At 61.2% G+C, this 15,892-nt stretch carries 19 protein-coding genes; 6 read left to right on the top strand and 13 right to left on the bottom strand.

Features of this window, described 5'->3' with window-relative positions; genetic code table 11:
* Nucleotides 1-332, bottom strand: a 332-nt coding sequence (locus A3E1_RS0119110; protein WP_169454427.1) for a type IV secretion system DNA-binding domain-containing protein, incomplete at its 3' end; no start/stop codon positions are given.
* A 104-nt stretch (nt 333-436) separates the two neighbouring features.
* On the opposite strand from A3E1_RS0119110, the gene A3E1_RS0119105 reads away from it, so the two are divergent.
* A complete protein-coding gene (locus tag A3E1_RS0119105) occupies nt 437-919 on the top strand; it encodes a hypothetical protein (RefSeq protein ID WP_020522402.1) in 483 nt (160 codons plus the stop codon).
* A 10-nt stretch (nt 920-929) separates the two neighbouring features.
* Here the strand turns inward: A3E1_RS0119105 and A3E1_RS41000 are convergent, their stop codons facing one another.
* The 8 genes from A3E1_RS41000 to A3E1_RS40985 all read right to left on the bottom strand — a co-directional run bounded on the left by A3E1_RS41000 (nt 930) and on the right by A3E1_RS40985 (nt 5,671).
* Nucleotides 930-1,670 carry a hypothetical protein gene (locus A3E1_RS41000; protein WP_020522401.1) on the bottom strand — a complete coding sequence of 247 codons (741 nt, stop codon included), beginning with the start codon at nt 1,668-1,670 and terminating at the stop codon, nt 930-932.
* A gap of 82 nt (nt 1,671-1,752) precedes the next feature.
* Nucleotides 1,753-2,625, bottom strand: a complete 873-nt coding sequence (locus A3E1_RS0119095) for a hypothetical protein (protein WP_020522400.1) — start codon at nt 2,623-2,625, stop codon at nt 1,753-1,755.
* Nucleotides 2,626-2,666: 41 nt separating this feature from the next.
* Nucleotides 2,667-2,981, bottom strand: a complete 315-nt coding sequence (locus A3E1_RS0119090) for a hypothetical protein (RefSeq protein ID WP_020522399.1) — start codon at nt 2,979-2,981, stop codon at nt 2,667-2,669.
* Nucleotides 2,982-3,083: 102 nt separating this feature from the next.
* Nucleotides 3,084-3,539, bottom strand: a complete 456-nt coding sequence (locus A3E1_RS0119085; RefSeq protein ID WP_020522398.1) for a single-stranded DNA-binding protein — start codon at nt 3,537-3,539, stop codon at nt 3,084-3,086.
* A 93-nt stretch (nt 3,540-3,632) separates the two neighbouring features.
* Nucleotides 3,633-3,827: a hypothetical protein gene (locus tag A3E1_RS0119080; RefSeq protein ID WP_020522397.1), complete on the bottom strand. Its 195-nt coding sequence runs from the start codon at nt 3,825-3,827 to the stop codon at nt 3,633-3,635.
* 112 nt (nt 3,828-3,939) lie between these two features.
* Complete coding sequence (locus A3E1_RS44910; protein WP_020522396.1) at nt 3,940-4,941, bottom strand: hypothetical protein; 1,002 nt, start codon at nt 4,939-4,941, stop codon at nt 3,940-3,942.
* Nucleotides 4,938-5,399, bottom strand: a complete 462-nt coding sequence (locus tag A3E1_RS40990; RefSeq protein WP_020522395.1) for a hypothetical protein — start codon at nt 5,397-5,399, stop codon at nt 4,938-4,940. The genes A3E1_RS44910 and A3E1_RS40990 overlap by 4 nt, the downstream gene beginning before the upstream one ends.
* Nucleotides 5,396-5,671: a DUF6284 family protein gene (locus A3E1_RS40985; protein ID WP_020522394.1), complete on the bottom strand. Its 276-nt coding sequence runs from the start codon at nt 5,669-5,671 to the stop codon at nt 5,396-5,398. Before A3E1_RS40985 ends, A3E1_RS40990 begins: the two co-directional genes overlap by 4 nt.
* A gap of 789 nt (nt 5,672-6,460) precedes the next feature.
* Here A3E1_RS40985 and A3E1_RS0119060 point away from each other — a divergent pair.
* The 3 genes from A3E1_RS0119060 (at nt 6,461) to A3E1_RS0119050 (ending at nt 8,788) form a co-directional block, all read left to right on the top strand.
* Entirely contained in the window at nt 6,461-7,327 is an 867-nt protein-coding gene (locus A3E1_RS0119060; protein WP_020522393.1) for a winged helix-turn-helix domain-containing protein, read from the top strand.
* Nucleotides 7,328-7,362: 35 nt separating this feature from the next.
* Nucleotides 7,363-8,016 (top strand): HAD family hydrolase, encoded by a 654-nt coding sequence (locus tag A3E1_RS0119055; protein WP_157631609.1) that lies wholly within the window; start codon nt 7,363-7,365, stop codon nt 8,014-8,016.
* 250 nt (nt 8,017-8,266) lie between these two features.
* Nucleotides 8,267-8,788 (top strand): nuclear transport factor 2 family protein, encoded by a 522-nt coding sequence (locus A3E1_RS0119050; protein WP_020522391.1) that lies wholly within the window; start codon nt 8,267-8,269, stop codon nt 8,786-8,788.
* Nucleotides 8,789-9,332: 544 nt separating this feature from the next.
* On the opposite strand, the gene A3E1_RS47740 is transcribed toward A3E1_RS0119050, so the two are convergent.
* Complete coding sequence (locus A3E1_RS47740) at nt 9,333-9,509, bottom strand: hypothetical protein (protein WP_020522390.1); 177 nt, start codon at nt 9,507-9,509, stop codon at nt 9,333-9,335.
* A 512-nt stretch (nt 9,510-10,021) separates the two neighbouring features.
* Here A3E1_RS47740 and A3E1_RS44905 point away from each other — a divergent pair.
* A complete protein-coding gene (locus A3E1_RS44905; RefSeq protein WP_157631608.1) occupies nt 10,022-12,349 on the top strand; it encodes an FG-GAP-like repeat-containing protein in 2,328 nt (775 codons plus the stop codon).
* Between the two features lie 324 nt (nt 12,350-12,673).
* On the opposite strand, the gene A3E1_RS0119035 is transcribed toward A3E1_RS44905, so the two are convergent.
* Nucleotides 12,674-12,868 (bottom strand): hypothetical protein, encoded by a 195-nt coding sequence (locus tag A3E1_RS0119035; RefSeq protein WP_020522388.1) that lies wholly within the window; start codon nt 12,866-12,868, stop codon nt 12,674-12,676.
* Between the two features lie 158 nt (nt 12,869-13,026).
* Between A3E1_RS0119035 and A3E1_RS47205 the strand changes: the two genes are divergently transcribed.
* Nucleotides 13,027-13,194, top strand: coding sequence for a hypothetical protein (locus tag A3E1_RS47205; protein WP_020522387.1), 168 nt, complete (start codon nt 13,027-13,029; stop codon nt 13,192-13,194).
* On the opposite strand, the gene A3E1_RS40975 is transcribed toward A3E1_RS47205, so the two are convergent.
* A complete protein-coding gene (locus tag A3E1_RS40975) occupies nt 13,191-13,889 on the bottom strand; it encodes a hypothetical protein (protein ID WP_245571272.1) in 699 nt (232 codons plus the stop codon). The two genes, A3E1_RS47205 and A3E1_RS40975, sit on opposite strands and share 4 nt — an antisense overlap.
* A 410-nt stretch (nt 13,890-14,299) precedes the next feature.
* Nucleotides 14,300-15,652 carry a Fic family protein gene (locus tag A3E1_RS0119020; RefSeq protein WP_026208593.1) on the bottom strand — a complete coding sequence of 451 codons (1,353 nt, stop codon included), beginning with the start codon at nt 15,650-15,652 and terminating at the stop codon, nt 14,300-14,302.
* Between the last annotated feature and the right edge of the window lie 240 nt (nt 15,653-15,892).

The following is a 15,892-nucleotide window of genomic DNA, read 5'->3' as shown; positions in this document are numbered from 1 at the left end:
GTTGCCGGGTCGGTGGCCAGCCAGTCAATGCACGGCAGCCACGGCGCCAGCGACTTGCCGCGTTTGGCCACGTCGATAACCCACACAACCGTGTCGACGCTGGCCATGGTCCCGGTTAGCAGCACGTTGAGGCTGGTGGTTTTCCCTGACCCGGTGGCGCCGGTCAGGAATGTGTGCCGGGCGCCAATGGTGTTCCACAGGGCGAGTTCGGCGACGCTGCCGTCCTCATACACGCCAAGCGGAACCGGGGTGTGGATGCTGCGCACGCCAGGCAGCCACAGGGCAGGGTTAGCGATGGACGTAGTCGCGGTGCTGGTTTTCGGTCGTGCCATGGTGTGCCGCCTCCGTTCAATAGATCCTGTGCCGGTGCTGTAGTCCTTCGGGGCTGGCCACGTGGCCATAGTGCATTCATCGATGCCTCTTTAGACTCGCGGGCATGGGTCTTGAGGAGGATGCCCGTGAGGCGCTGGAACGTGACCGCCAGGCTGCCGAAGCCGAAGCGAAAGCACGTGAGGTGGCTCGCCAGCGCGCCGAAGCCGCGGCAATTGCCGAAGCAAGAGTGAGGCAGCGGCTACTGACCGAGCTGATAGCAATCTTCGAAAAGGAAGGCGTGCCGCGGGTCGGCCTGTACAGGCGCGGGCGGCTTTGGCACATCAACGCGGGGTTTGGCTGGCTCATCGCTGAGTTCAAGCCAGCGAGAGAAGACAGGAGACCTTTTCTCGATCCTGATAGCCGCGAGGACCAACCGGAAATTCCGGGATCGGCGTTGACGGCCGACGGCGTGTGTTCGTTTTGGATCGAACGTGGGCACGTTTTGATCGGCTCACGGTCGCTGCCGACACCAGAGGTGGCGCTTGAGCTAGCCAAGCTCGCGCAAGCCCGCAAGCTACCTGGACAACGTCCAAAAAGGACCCGATGACCGCAACTCTCTATGGTTGCAGACCGGTGCTGTTGTTGACGATGTGCACGGCCGGGTGAATGAGTGGCTGTGTCCACGGGTCGGTTTCGGTCAGGTGCACCAAAACCTTGCGGGCGTTGGTTTTGTCCTGCTCGACTTTCACCGCGCCAGGGCGCAGCTCGTAGGCGCCTTCGATGCGCTTGCGGGAGATGTCTTCCGGCGTCTGCCCAGCGGCCAGCTTCACCGTCAGGATTTCCCCTGCCGGGGTTTTGCGGGTCGCGAGCAGCTTCGATCCAGCAACACCCGCGATCTGGGCGACGGTATTCCACCGCTGCTTTACCGCGTCAGCGCGCAGCTGCGCGCGCAGGGTGCCTGACATCCACCAGCCCAAACCGAGCACGGGCGTGGCCAAGGCCCATAGGCCGTATAGGCCGCCGTTGCCTGGCTGGTACGCCACCAGGATCGTCCAAGGTCCGGCAATGGTGAGCACGATCGCGGCGAGGCCGCGGTCGTATCCGTGCAGCCGTGTCAGCCACGCGGAAGCGCACAACGCTGCTACCGCATAGGAGGCGATCAGCCAGCCGGTACCAGCGGTCAGCCGAACAATCAGGGCGGTAACAGCGATAGCAAGAACGAGCAGGGCGACGGCGACCGGGGCCAGCTGGCGGCGGAACCGCCACAGCAGCCGGGCGATCGCGAAGGCGATCGTGTTGCGCTGCCGGTCATCGATGAGCGCCAGCGCGTTGGTCTTAGATTTGCGCTTGCCAAACACGGTCTTGTCTCCTCAAGGGGTCAAAAAGTGGTGCACCCCAGGGGTTTGGGGTGCACCAGGTATAGCGGTTGTAGCAGTGGGGTTAGGCGGCGTTCTTCGGGTCGAAGAAACCTGCGGCGGTCGGCTGGCGCACCCCGGCCTCTGCGGCTTCCAGATGCGCGGCGTATAGGGTGCGGAACGAGGTCGCGGCGTTCGCGAACGCTGAACCGGCCTGCACGAGGTTTTCCATCGCGGTCAGCACATGCGCGCTGACCCGCTGGTCAATGTGGGTGGTGTCGAGGGTTTCGGCGTAGTCGCCGATCGCGTCAGCGATCGCGACCGCACCACGGGACAGGCCAACGAGCTGCGCGTCGAGTTCCCACGCGGTAGCTGGCTCCATCTCCGAGAGTTCCTTGGCGGCGTTCATCAGCGGCTTAAGATGCGTCGTCGTGGTCGACATACGGTGGTGTACTCCCTTAACAGAGGCGGGCTTTCCTGTGGCGGAGCTGGATGGTGCGTTCGGTGCGGGTGGTGCGCTGACCGGGAAATCTGTTGTCTCCCAGACCTTTCGGTAGCCACGGCGGGCAGTGATCGGGTTGGTGCGGCCGTCCCATTGCATGTGCCAGGCCAGATGCGCGCGGGCATTTTTTGCTCGCACCATCCGCCCGCACTTGGTGCACGGCACATAGTCGTCTTCGTAGGTGTGCTGGGTCCGGGTTCTAGTCCGGGTGTCGTTGCGGCGCCACGGTTGCGCCCGCAGACTGCCGTGGTCATACAGCCAGTCCATCGCGGTCAGGATCGGCCTAACCGCGTAGTGCTTGCGCCGCCACACCCCTCGCGCGATGCGCAAGGTGATACGGGTTTTCGGGTGCCGCACCAGCCACAGCTGTACTCTGCGGCGGCGGCGGATCGCGGCCGAATACGTTGCCGCGTCTAACACTTCAGTCCACGAAGGGATCGAAGGATGGCGTGCCATGCCTTTGCTCCTTCACATGGCAGGTAGAGCAGCGTCTGCTGCTAATCGAGCCCACTGTCGCGGGCGAGCTGGGCGAAGGCGATCAGTTCGTAGCGGCGCCGGTCCACCTGCGACATCAGGTACTCAAAACCCTGCGTGGCGTAAGAGAACAGCAGCCCTAGCGGCATCAGCAGCAGCCACCACCACGAAATGCCGAACAGCCACGCGCTTAGGCCAGGGCCGAAAAACAGGGCCGAGCCGGTAAACCCGCTGACGTAATAGGCGGCGAACAGCCGGTGTGACCAGACCGTCAGCATCTCCAGGTCGGGCGGGTAGTGAATCTCGATCGTGACCGGAAAAGTGATCGTGCGTCCCAAGAGATGTGTCCTTTCCTGGCCTGCCACCGTGACAAGCCAGCGCGAGGACCGGGGCGATAAACGTCCCGGTCGTCACGCTTACTGCGCGGTGAAAGCTGGTGCTCAGAAAGGCGGTTCGTCGTCCTGCGGCGCGCTGGCCTTACCTGCCGTGGTGGCCCACGGGTCGCCGCCAGCTGCCGCTACGTCGGTCTTGCGGGCCATCTTCATCACCTTCGCCTGCGCGTACTTCAGCGAGGCGCCCACGTCTTCCACGTCGAGCTGCATCGCGGACCGCTTCTCGCCTTCCGGGGTTTCCCAGCGGTTGAGCCGCAGGCGGCCGGTCACGACAACGCGGGAGCCTTTCTTGAGGGATTCGGCGATGTTTTCGCCCAGCTCCCGCCATGCCGAGCAGTTCATAAACAGGGCGTCGCCGTCCTTGTACGACTCGGTAACGCGGTCATACAGGCGCGGGGTGGAAGCGACGGTGAACTTAGCCAGGGCGACACCGGTTGGGGTGAAGCGCAATTCGGGATCGTCGGTCAGGTTGCCCACGATGGTGAGTGTGGTTTCGTTCGCCACGAGGATGCTCCTTCGCTATGGCCTGCCACGGTGGCCGGCCAGCGCGAGGGCCGGGGCGAGCTGGCCCCGGCCGTCACGCTGATCGGTCACCGTTTACAGGCCCTCACGCAGCCGCCACGCGATGTCGCACAGATCGTTTTGCAGCTGCTCCAGCACATCGGCCAGGTTCCGGCGCTCTGTGACGGCGGTGTCAATCCAGCCGCTGATCGCTTCAAGCTGCTTGGCGGTGCGCTCGGCAAGGGTGCTGGCGTTGTTGGGGTTGTCGGGGCAGGCAAGGGCTGTCTTCATCAGGTGTGCTCCTTCCCGGTTGTGCCGTCATCGTTGGCGGCTAGCGCGGCGAGCCGGACCGGCTCAGCGGCTCACGGTCCGGCCCGCACGCAGGCCTCCCCGGTGCACGGGGTTAGGCGGTTGCGGGGATCAGTTCTGGCGACACGGTTTCTGGCTTGGGCCAGTACCGCTGCACGGTGCGCTCTGATTTGCCGATGGCTTTGGCGACATCGACCGGCGTCGCGTCAGGCTTACGCGACAGAACCTTGGCGACAAGCTCTCCAGTGGAGCCGGTCTTGCGTGACGACACAGCCGTTTTGCCGGTGGCGTCACCGTCCGGCCTGGCCGCGCGCTTGCGGGCTTCGGTCTTGACGGCAGCCGCGTCAGCTGATGCCGTCAAAAGGACCGGCGTCATCTTGGCGCCGATCAGCGCCGTCAGCCCGTCATAGTCGGCCTCAGCCGCCAGGCGTGCGGCGATCTGGTCGAGGTCGAATGTCGCGACCGCGATCGCCGCCGTCGCCGGGTCAACCGACTTGGCCAGGCTGTCTTTGAGCGCCTTAGCGATAGCCGTCTGTCGGCGCTCCAGCCGGTCTGCGTCGGCGGCGGCCTCGAGCGACCCGTGCACACCTAGCGAAGGATCAGCAGAAGCCAGGGCGCGTGCCCTGCGGGTGAGGAACGGGTGCTTGGCCCATTGCGCGATGCCGTAGACGGGCGGGGTCGCGGTCAGCTTGCCCTCGGCGCGTAACTGGTCGCGGCGCCGGTCACCGGAGTTGATAAGCCACACCAGATACCCAAGCGCGGACATGAACGAGAAGACGCCTGCGGCGTAAAGGTTATCCGCGTGGCCGTACCAGTTGAACACCACCGCAAAAACAGCGACCGCACCCGAGAGAATCCGTGCCGCATAAGCGTTTTCACCCAAACGGCGCCGGAAGTCAGCGCGTGCGGCCAACGCCACGCCACCAAGCTCCAGCAGGGCGATACCCGGTACCGCGATGGCTGACGAGATGCCCAGCTTGTCTGCGGCACTGATCTGCCCGGCCAAAGCGGTGAGGGCTACACCGCCGTAGAAGACGCTGGACAGGATGTCAGCCGTCTTGCCCGAGACACGCGGCTGACTGATCGGAGAAGTCATTTGATGCCTCCCTTGTAGGGTGCGGCACGGTGCCCGGTCAGGTAGATACGCACCCGGCCGTCACGGCCCGGGTGGGGATCGGACACGTACGTGACGTTGAAGACGTGGTGAAGGATGTCGGCCGCATGCGTTGCAGCCGTGGGGTTGCTGATGAGCCGGAACTCCACCGGCGCACCCACCGGCCGCAACGGAGCAGGCCCAGAGTCGGCAACAAGCTCAGATGTGGCTTGGGCCATCCACTCCGGCAGCGCCATCGCAGCAGGCTCGCACGCGTCAGCGGGGCCGTAGATGAATCGCAGGAGCGCGGCCTGTAGCCGGTCGGCGTCGGCTGGTGCGCCGTCGTAGAAGCTCATGATGTTCGGGTAGCCAAAGCGGGCAAGGACTTTCGCGACCTCAGCAGTCACCCCGAACGAGAAACGCGAGTCCGCCACATGGCGGTCGAGCGGGTACCGGCTCATGCGGCCACCGCCACGAGAGCGGGGGCGTGACCTGCGACGGGGGTGAGACTAGCCGCGGCGAGGTCCAGCAATTCGCAGAGCACCTTCAGCCGTTGCCGTTCGGCGCGGCGCAGCCTGCGCCAGTCCAGCTCAGTCAGCCCGTCAGGTGCGGTCAGGAGCCGGATTTCAGCATCCACAATGTCCATTTCGGCCGCGATCAGCGGCCACTCAAGCTCAATAGCGGCCAGCTCCACATCTGTCGGGCCAGCAGTAAAAGCGTCATCGCGGGTCATCAGAAGTTTCAGTTCCTTCCACGACGCTGCACACCAGGACCAGAACGGCGCGGCCTACGCACGCCAGAACAGCCGGGGCAGCGATCCTCAGCGGCAGACGTAGCGAACAGCGCGCCACATTCGCAGGTCCGGTACACGGACGACTTACGGCAGGTAATCCGCACAGCCGAAGCGACGGATGAGACCATGGCAAACACCTCTTCCTTAAAGGGGAGACAGGAAAGCCAGGGCGCGGCGAAAGGTTTCCAGGCCAGCCGCGCCCCGGCGAAACAGAGAAAAACAGAAGGTCAGCCAGCGTGGACGCTGGCTTCACCGCTCCCGCACAGGGATTCGAACCCCTACCCCGGCCCACCAGCGGAACTGGCCGTGTATGCGGGAAACCATTACTAATCAATGACCTAATAGCCCACGGTCGGATCGTGGGGTGACGCGTGCTTGTCACCCCGTTCGAGTTCTTCCAGCCCGCTTGGCCGTTCCGGTGGGGAGTGCACTTACGCATCAACCGCCTCATGGTTCGCGGTCACACACGCGTTGTGGATACACCCACCCTCACCAACCTCGCAGTGAAGGAATCGCCCTCTCACCTACCGCCGCCAGAACCGCCAATGGGCGTACCTGACGTAAGAGCTCTTGTATCTGTCGCTGTGAAGTTCTCAAGAAACTCGGCCACTTGCCTAGCTTGCCTAGGCAAGTGAGCCAATGAGAACAAATTAAGGTTGCTTGCCTAGACATGTCAAGCAGAAAATCCAACCTTTTACAACTTGCCTAGTCAGGTGTAATCTCGCGGGCATGGATCAGCAGTTCGCAGCGCTAAGCGACTTAGACCCCAACGACGAAAAGCCGCCGTTCCAGCAGCTAGCCGGAGTCCTACGGGCAGCGATCAAGAGCGGCGTCTACAACGCCGGAGACCGACTGCCATCCCAGCCGGACTTAGCGGAGCGCTACGGCATGGCTCGCGAAACGGTTCGTAATGCGTTTCGCGTGCTCAAGGAGGAACGCCTGGTTGTCAGCCGACAAGGAAGCGGGGCCTTTGTTCGCGCTCAAACTGAGCGCCCAGTCGGCCTTAGACCGCACGTAGAAGACCTATTTACCAGCGAAAATGTCACGATTGACTTCGCCGGATTTGGGGCGGAAACCTTGCATGGCGCCCTGTCGGAGCCTCTGGACAAGGTGCGAGCAGGTCAGTTGACCCCATCTTCTCTTTCGATCCGTATCTTGCTGCCGGACATGCGCAAACCAGCCGCAGTGCCCAGCCTGGCAGAAACAGGCGAGGACGATCCACGGCTACGCCGCCGGATGGAGCGAATCGTTCGCCGTTCTGTGGAGTCCATAACAGACACAGTTGACGAACTAGTGGCGATGGAACTCCTGAAAAGCGGCAAGGTCGAAGTGCGGTTCCACCGGGCGGGTCCGCAGTTCAAGCTCTACATCCTCAACCGGGAAGAGGTGTTTTTCGGCTTCTACCCGGTCGCGAAACACCCGGTTGTCGTTGGTGGAGAACACATCTCGGCATACGACAGCATGGGCAAGGACTCGGTTCTGATGCACTTCGTCAACACGGACGACCCGACAGCGACCGACCCAACCATGATCGAGCAAGCGCAGACGTGGTTTGACTCGATCTGGACAACTATCGCCTACGAGGTAGCCGAATGAGCCGCGCGTCCGAGGTAGTGCGTCAAGCCGATACGGTGCTCCTGGATTTTGACGGTCCGGTATGCAGCGTCTTTGCTGGCCTTCCGGATACCGAAGTAGCGAACCGTCTAAGGAAAGTGTTGCGCGACAAGGGTGTCAACGTCTCCGATGATGTCGAAGGCACCAATGACCCAATGGCGGTGCTGGAGTTCGCGGCTGGGCAACTTGAGCTAGTTCCTGACGTTGAGGATGTTCTGATTGCGGGTGAACGGCAGGCAGTTTTGTCGGCTGAGCCCACTCCATTCGCAACGGACTTCATGGCTGCGGTCAGAGCGTCGGGTAAACGCTTGGCCATAGTTAGCAATAACAGCGCTTCTGCCATCCGCGACTACCTAACGATCGTTGGCGCGGTGACTCATGTCGAGTTCATCGCAGGCAGGGCGTACGGCCGCCCAGACCTGATGAAGCCGCACGTGTTCCCAGTTCGTGAAGCTCTCAGAGCGCTCGGAATGCCTGCCGGAACCGCTGTCCTAATAGGGGACTCGGTAAGTGACATTGAAGTATCCAACCGTGCGGGGGTCGCATCGATTGGGTACGCGAACAAGCCAGGAAAGGCAGAACGGCTGCATGCTGCTGGAGCGACTGCGATTGTCGGCGATCCGAGCGGAATGCTCACGCTGCTGACGGCGCTTAGCGACTCCGCCCGTTGACAACAGATCACGCTCGACGATGCAGGATGCTGACCACCTAATTTGACCGATCGTGACCTGCGTCGCATTTCGACGTAGGTCATTTCGTTGCGGTGCTGTGTTTGTCCAGAGTAGAGGGATGATCGGCGGGGAGAAGGTCAGGAACCGGGGGCGTTTCGGCAGACCAAATGCAGGTTTGCCGAGTGAGCCTGTTGTAACGCAACAGATTGAGACGGCTTTGCCGGAGCGGCGTCGTAGGGTGCCGCGTATTGTGCTGGTGCTGCTGGGTTTGGCTGTCTGTGTGGTGGCGGTTCCTGCGGGGCTGGCTGGCCGCTGGTTCGTTACGGAGACCGTTGAGGCCGGGAAAGGGGCTGCTAGCCCTGCTGTGGCGGCGCTGGCTTACTTTCTCGACACCCCTTTGGGTGGCGAGCCGCCGGAGGCTGGCCCGGCCTACAACCTTTACTGCGCCGACGATGAGCGCCTGCACGAGCAGGCGGTGCAGCTGGCGAACGCGGCGCGCCGCGCCAACGTTCAGGGCATGCGCGCGTTTGAGCGCGTTGATCTTTTCCCTGGCCACGATGAGACGAAGGTTGATGGGGACCGGGCTACGCATTCGACGATGGCGACCTGGGTTTATACGAACACTGACCCGAACCGCAAACCTGGCAGCGCGTTCTGGTACGAAAGCGCCGCGCAGCGGTGGGAATTCGAGCTCGTCAACGACAACGGCTGGCGCGTCTGCAAAGTCACCGCACCCGACCCCGTGCGCGCCGGATTCGGCGCTGCGTTGTGATTGGACACCCGCACCGAGCGCCGCACCGTCGTACCCGGCGCCGCGCGAGTGGGATACACGTGTGCGGTGGAACTGCCTGCCCGATGCACCAAAGCATTTCCGGCCGCTGGATGAGTCGAAATGCGCGGCGCCAGGTGGATGGCAGCCACCGGGGCCATACGAGTGCGCACCGGACTACAACCTGCCCCGTGGCCCGTCTGTGATTGAGACCTGCCGCAAGCTCGGCTGGGTCGTCTCCTGAACCCTGGTCTATTGCGGTCGCGGCAGAAATTCTGCGCGGCAGATGGGTCAGGTCCGGGTAGCTGAGCTGACGCTAAGTTCTTCGACCTGGAAGCCCGTGAATTGCTGCGGACAGGGCCGAACCTGTTGACGGCTAAAGAGATTCCAGGCCACGCTGCGCCCGGCCCGCTGAGCCTGTCCCGACTGCGTCACCGAAATACAACTGATCTTTCACCTCGGCGACGGGATGCGGACCGTCCGGCGAACCAGCCACCGGCCATTTACCCGGATCAAAACCCACCGGCGCCCTATGCAGGACCAGCTGCTATGAGGCTGGGTTATCCGGGCCGAGCGCCTGGCCATCGCGCTGGCGCCGCACCGCATCTGCTTCCAATACGCCCTCGCGCACGGCCGCGCGAACCACGAAGAACAGCACGGCCATGAAGCCGACCACCAAGGCTACGAAGCCAAGCCACGTCAAGATCTCGTCAGATAAGGACATGCCCGACACCTTAAGTGATCTGCTTCATCCGCACTGGCCACCGGCCCCCAGCGGCAGCCACCGCGCAACTATTCAACCCCACAAAACCCTATGCCACCGGGGAACCCATCAACTGGGACGGAAACGGAAACCCTCAACTGGGACACGACACGAAGCCTGACATTTCACAGTCTGGCGTGCGCCAGCGCGGCCTTGGAGGCGTGCAGCCTCATGCCTTGAGCGCTTCGCTGGGGCAAACTGCCACCCACGGCAACCTTCGCGAAAAGCGGGACAGCCGGACGCCGTTGTTTCCGATATCCTCCGCTGGTCGATCTTCGGGTGAACCCAATGTCGTTCGGTTCCAGGTAGATCGCCCCTCATATCCGTAATTACGCCTGGCATCAGGATCGAATGGCAATGAGTTGGGGAGAACCAGCTCGCTGTCGTGGATCGATCTGGAACAGCCACGTCAACGCCGGGATGCATTCTTCGCCTGGCATTGCGTGGAAAGGCGGGAAATCTCAAGGAGTTTAGTGAAACCGAGAAATCGAGTCGTAGCACTTGCGGCTGCAATACTCACGGTTACGGCTGGCGGCTTTGCTGCAATCACCCCTGTCTATGCGGTTGGAGCGTCGAAGGCACCCGCGGCTGCTAAGTGTGTCAAGAAGGGCACTGCCGCGAATCAGGCGACGACTCCCGAGACGCTTGGACGGGGCTACGCGAAGCTTGCCCTGTCGGGCAAACCGCACATCGAAGTCGCCGAAGCCCTGGCGCACGAATGGTGCTTGACCCGGCTAAGCACGACTACCCCTACCCCTACCCCTACCCCTACCGCCAGTGCGACGGACTCTTTTGGTACGCAGTCTTTGCCGCCGCCAGAACACTCGCGTCCTGCTGATGTCGACTTCAGCGGAATCTCGCTGTTCTACGACACTCAGGTGAACCACTACTACGCCATGGGCCAGTACAAGTGGAACACCAACACCTACTTTTGGGATCAGGAAGAAAGACTATGTGTGCCGACACCGGTCGGTGGAGACGATGGCGCCGGTATTCGGGTGACCGGATCAGGATATGCCCCCATCGGCGGTTCTTTCACCTATTGGGGTGGCAAGCAATATGACGCCTATGACAACGACTTCGGCATTGATGGCGTGTCGTTCACCGTTGCAAATGAGAAGAAGGTTGGCAACGGAGCTATCGGAGTCAACCAATGGGGTGTCACGGCCACTGTCCAGGACAAGATCGTCAATGGAATCAACAATGGCGAGTGCTCTGGACCAGGATCAGGATCACCATGGGATTTCAGCCTCTATAACGGGCTAATTCTCTATGGTTTCGACAAGGTCACTACCGGATGCTCGCCTGAGACCGCCTATATGGTTTACGGCCACACGTACGAGCAGACCACGATCACCGGATTCAATGCCGCCATCGACGGCTTTGGCCTGAACTGGCTAATCACGGAGAAGTCGTGGCAGGCCGGTGAATTGCCTTCAAAGACAGTGAACCTTTGCCAGAACACCACCGCCGGGACACCTGGCAACGGTGGCGGCGGAGGCGGCGGTGGCGGCGGCACGCCGCCGGTCGCAGCACCGGTTGCCCGCATATGGACGTACCAGACAACGGCCAGTTGTGGCGTGCTAGTCAACCTTACTGCTGCGGGTTCTACCGGCACAGGGCTGACATATAGCTGGAATTTTGGTGATGGTACGGCAGCAAACGGCGTTGTAGCCCAGCACAGTTATCCCCGCCCCGGTTCCTACAATGTTTCTCTCACCGTCACCGACGCAAACGGGAACCAATCGACCGCCACGGTCCAAATAAAAGTTCGGCAGCCGGCCGGAGATGCAGACATCAACGGCGACGGCAAGGACGATCTGGTAGCGCAGAACCTTGACAGTATCTGGGCCCGCACCTCCAACGGCACCGGTTTCAACACCGAATCCGAGTGGGGCCTTGGAACGTTTTATGGCAGCACTGCCAACCACATCGGTGATGTCAACGGTGACGGCAAGGACGACCTGATCGCGCAAAACGACTCCAGCATCTGGGTGCGCACCTCGAATGGCACCGGGTTTGACGCCGGAAGCGAGTGGGGAAACGGGGGTTTCTTCGGCAACCTCACCAACCACATTGGTGATGTCAATGGTGATGGCAAGGATGACCTAATCGCGCAAAACGACGCCAGCGTCTGGGTGCGGCTTTCCACCGGTACCGGGTTCGCCGCTGGAAGCCAGTGGGCTTTTGGGGCGTTTTCTGGCAACGTCACCAACCACATCGGGGATGTCAACGGTGACGGTAAGGATGACCTGATCGCGCAAAACGCCGACAGTGTCTGGGTGCGCACCTCGACCGGTACCGGATTCAGCGACGGGAGCCAGTGGGTCTTTGGATCGTTTTCTGGCAACGTCACGAACCATATTGGTGATGTCAACGGTGACGGTAAGGATGACCTGATCGCGCAAAACGCCGACAGTGTCTGGGTGCGCACCTCGACCGGTACCGGATTCAGCGACGGGAGCCAGTGGGTCTTTGGATCGTTTTCTGGCAACGTCACGAACCATATTGGTGATGTCAACGGTGACGGTAAGGATGACCTGATCGCGCAGAACGCTGACAGTGTCTGGGTCCGGACCTCGACCGGCACCGGATTCAGCGACGGGAACCAGTGGGTCTTTGGGTCGTTCTTCGGCAACCTCACGAACCATATTGGTGATGTCAATGGTGATGGCAAGGATGACCTGATCGCGCAAAACGGCGACAGTGTCTGGGTCCGGACCTCGACCGGCACCGGATTCAGCGACGGAAGCCAGTGGGCTTTTGGAGGGTTTTCCGGCACCGTAACCAACCACGGCTGAACCTAGCAGCGACGGCTCACCAGTGCCCGGTCCGTCTGGACCGGGCACTACAAAGGAATGGGGCTAGCCGATGTCGAGAACGGCCCTGAGCCCAATCGCGGTGTTAGCTAGCTCTTCCGGTGCAGCCATCGCCACGCGGTTCGGCGAAACGGCTAGCCAGTAGCCGCGTGCCAGACACCTCTAGCCGAAAAACCGGTCATCCCCTTTCCCGGACAGACACGGCATTCTTCACCAACGCCTAGCTCGAGCCCGCGTGCCTCTTGGATCGAGTTCGTTCGGACCCAGATGGCCCAAGGTCGACGATGTTTGAAAGACCTGCCCTCTCTAATCGCGGTAGTCGTGATAGGCGATGGCGGCGATCTCCTGGGCGGTGTGGTTGAAGATGAAGTCCCAGCCGACATCGAGCAGCATCTCGCCAAAGATCTGCCGTGCCTGGTATTCGGTCAGGCCGTACTTGGCCACCATGACCGCGAGCGCCGCGGTTTCACGGATCACGTAGAAGCTCGTACCGGAGACCATGGCTTGAACGTAGTGATCTACTCGGGTGAGCTAGCTACAGCCGAACGGCCAAACCTGACCGCGTTTGACCTGCGATGATGCGGTTGCTGTAGCTGGCTTAGCTACTGATCTGCATACTCGCCAAGGTGATGATCTGTACGTGCTGCGGCCAGTGGCGGGTGGAGACCATTGTGATCTCCGTTCCCCGCTACGGGGCACGTCAGCGGCTGCGGATTACCAACGGCCGCCACTACGTTGGGGATTTCGCCAACCCGCACGAGGTCGCCGCGGTCCTCGCCCAAAACGGTGTGCTGGACCGGATGACCGAGGCCGAAAAGCCCTGCTAGGCAACATCTTTCACGACACGCAACGCCGGGCGCTGAACCTCGGCAGGCTGCGGTGGGCGCCAGTCACGCGGGACATGCAGGGTCACCTGCCGGGGCTGGCTGGCGCTGCCTTTGCCTTGTGACTGGGCTTCGATGACGCACCCTTGCAGACGGCCACGGCCATGGTTGAGACCGAACCAGGTTTGCGTCGTGCGCAGGGTCAACTCGGCGCCGGGCCACATGCCCGGCTCGAAGCAGTGCACCAACAGCACGCTTGCCCGTGCGCGAACACGGGCTGAGATTCGTGCTGCCTCACCAGGTTTGACCGGCGCGGCCGGGGCGAACCCCACGAGGTCGAACCCGTCAATCATCGTGGTCACCACCTCCAGCCACAGATCGCGCTGGTACGGGACCATGACCATACGGTCTAAGACGATGCCTTGTTCTTTGGCCGCCATCACCGAAAGCCACGGCATACCAACGAATCCCACCCACGAACCTGCCTGCGTCGCCTCACCCAAAGCCGCATACATCAGATACAGCGAGCCGAGGGAACGCTCGATAACGACAGCGGAGCCACGGCGCAAACCCTGACCAGGAAACAGCGGCCGCAACTCGGCGATCACCGGCAGCGCCTTATCCCTCGCGAGGCCAGCCGCGGGCGAGGCGAGATCACTCGCCCGCTTTACACCCGGCACCGCTAACGGCCTGCCCACACCATCCAGGCTATCGAACATAGGTTCGAACTTGTGAGAGGCTGCGGCAAGGTCTCACGCTCACGCCGGGAGGCACGATCATGCAAAACGAAAGCGGTCCTGAACCGGGCACCTGCTGCGGTGGGCAAGGCGGCGCCTGGCAGCCAAAACACGGTCAGCCACTCGCTGTCAGCTGCCAGCTATGCCCAAAATCCAGCACCTACTGGCGCAAAACCTCGCCACAACATCAGGTGCCTGCGCCAGAGTGAACCGCCACGGGCCGGAGATATCCACAGCCTTCACCTGGTCAACGACACCACAAACGATTTCCTACGCCAGGTGCAAAATTGGGTTTCGCTGGCTTCTATCTGCGGTCGCTTTGCGGGAGTGCGTGGCGGCGGCTGCCATGATGTAATCGCCGGGTTGCGGAGTCAGTTTGGCAGCTGTGCCGCGCGATCTCTTAATGACTTTGCCAAATTTGGTGCCGCCAGAAAGACGAACTTTCGTCCCGATTTCGTCTTGACCAGGACACCGGACGACTCTAGGTCTTGCAGATCCTTTCGGGCCGTTTCTGCACCGATCCGGTGAGACCTCATATGTGTATCAACGCTAAATGCGTACTCAGGATCCTTCAAAGCGTGCTGAATAACAGCCATTTGTCGACCGTTGTACCGTTCCTGCTCCTTGGCGAGCAACTGACGCACTTCTCTAAGCTGGGCCATCTCGCGGGCAAGATAGTCGTACAAGGCATTGATTGATCGCCGGATTATGCCTAGGTGGTAGACATAGAAGTACGTTAAGTCGCTGCCGTCGGTTTCGGTGTAAAGAAATGATCGTGCGTACTTTCCCTGCGCCTTCTTGAGGAGCCGCGAGACGCTGATGAACTCAGTCAGCCAATATCCTTGGTTGAGCATTGACCAGTAGAAGAGGATTCTTGCGGTACGCCCATTACCATCCTCGAACGGATGGATATAACCGATCATGAAATGAATCGTCAGCGCCTTCAACACGCCTGGAAAGTACTGGCCCGACGTTTCAGTGTTCGCGAAGTCGCATAGCTTTTGCAGCCGTTCTTCGATCTCTTCGGCCGGTGGCGGATAATATAGAACATTATCTTCGCTATCGTAGATTTTTACGCGTTCTTCGCCTGGCTTTTGAAAGCGCCCGGCTGCATCTGGATCATCAAGTGTGCCGTCGGTGACGATCCGATGCAATTCTTGGATTGTATCCAAGGTCAGCGGCTCACCACGCAGATCACCAACACGCTCCATTGCATAGAAGTTGTTTACGATCATTCGCTCGCTTCGATCACGAGGCTCCCGGCCAGAGCGAATAAGCTGGTTAGCAACTCTGCGACTTGTTGTGGCGCCCTCCAGCTGGCTCGACGTAATCGCTTCCTCGATCAGGGAACTGACTAGATACTGATCACGCGTTGCCGGGTTTGTTACCCGTTCCCCAAACCCGATCGTGCCCTTAAGCCGCTCACTCACGAACTCAATGTCTTGAAGGACTACATCTGGAAGGTTGAAGACGAATGGCTTGTTTGCGTTGTCCTTTAGATCGAGTTTGCGTTGCGTGCCCATGCGGGCGATCTTTACGGCGAACCACCAGGCCTCAGTAGATACGTTTTTGGGTGGCGTCTTGTATCTGAACTCATCCCAGTGGAGATACCGGGCCTCACGGCTCCCAGACACAGCCACCACAGCGTTAGCAATGTCTTGCTGATCAAGATTTTTTATTAGCTCATTTATGTGCGGTGCTGGCATTGGTTGCCGCAGCGTCATCATTACTCCCGTGGGCTTCCATATGTGTTGGAAGTTTGTCGCTGGTCCAAACTCCCATTAACTCCCACGAACTCCCACTCCTGGGAGTTCGTGGGAACACTCTAGCCTTGCACCAGGCCAGCCGTGAGAGTAGACACTCTGGCCACCCAACTCCCAGCAGTGGGAGTTCGTGGGAGTTCCCGCGGGGTTTACCCGGACGTTTAACGGCCGCAGGTTTACGGCGGATCCCAACTCCCAGCA

The sequence above is a fragment of the Catelliglobosispora koreensis DSM 44566 genome (assembly GCF_000379685.1).
GTDB classification, from domain to species: Bacteria; Actinomycetota; Actinomycetes; order Mycobacteriales; family Micromonosporaceae; genus Catelliglobosispora; species Catelliglobosispora koreensis.
This window is presented reverse-complemented; position numbering and strand designations above follow the sequence as displayed.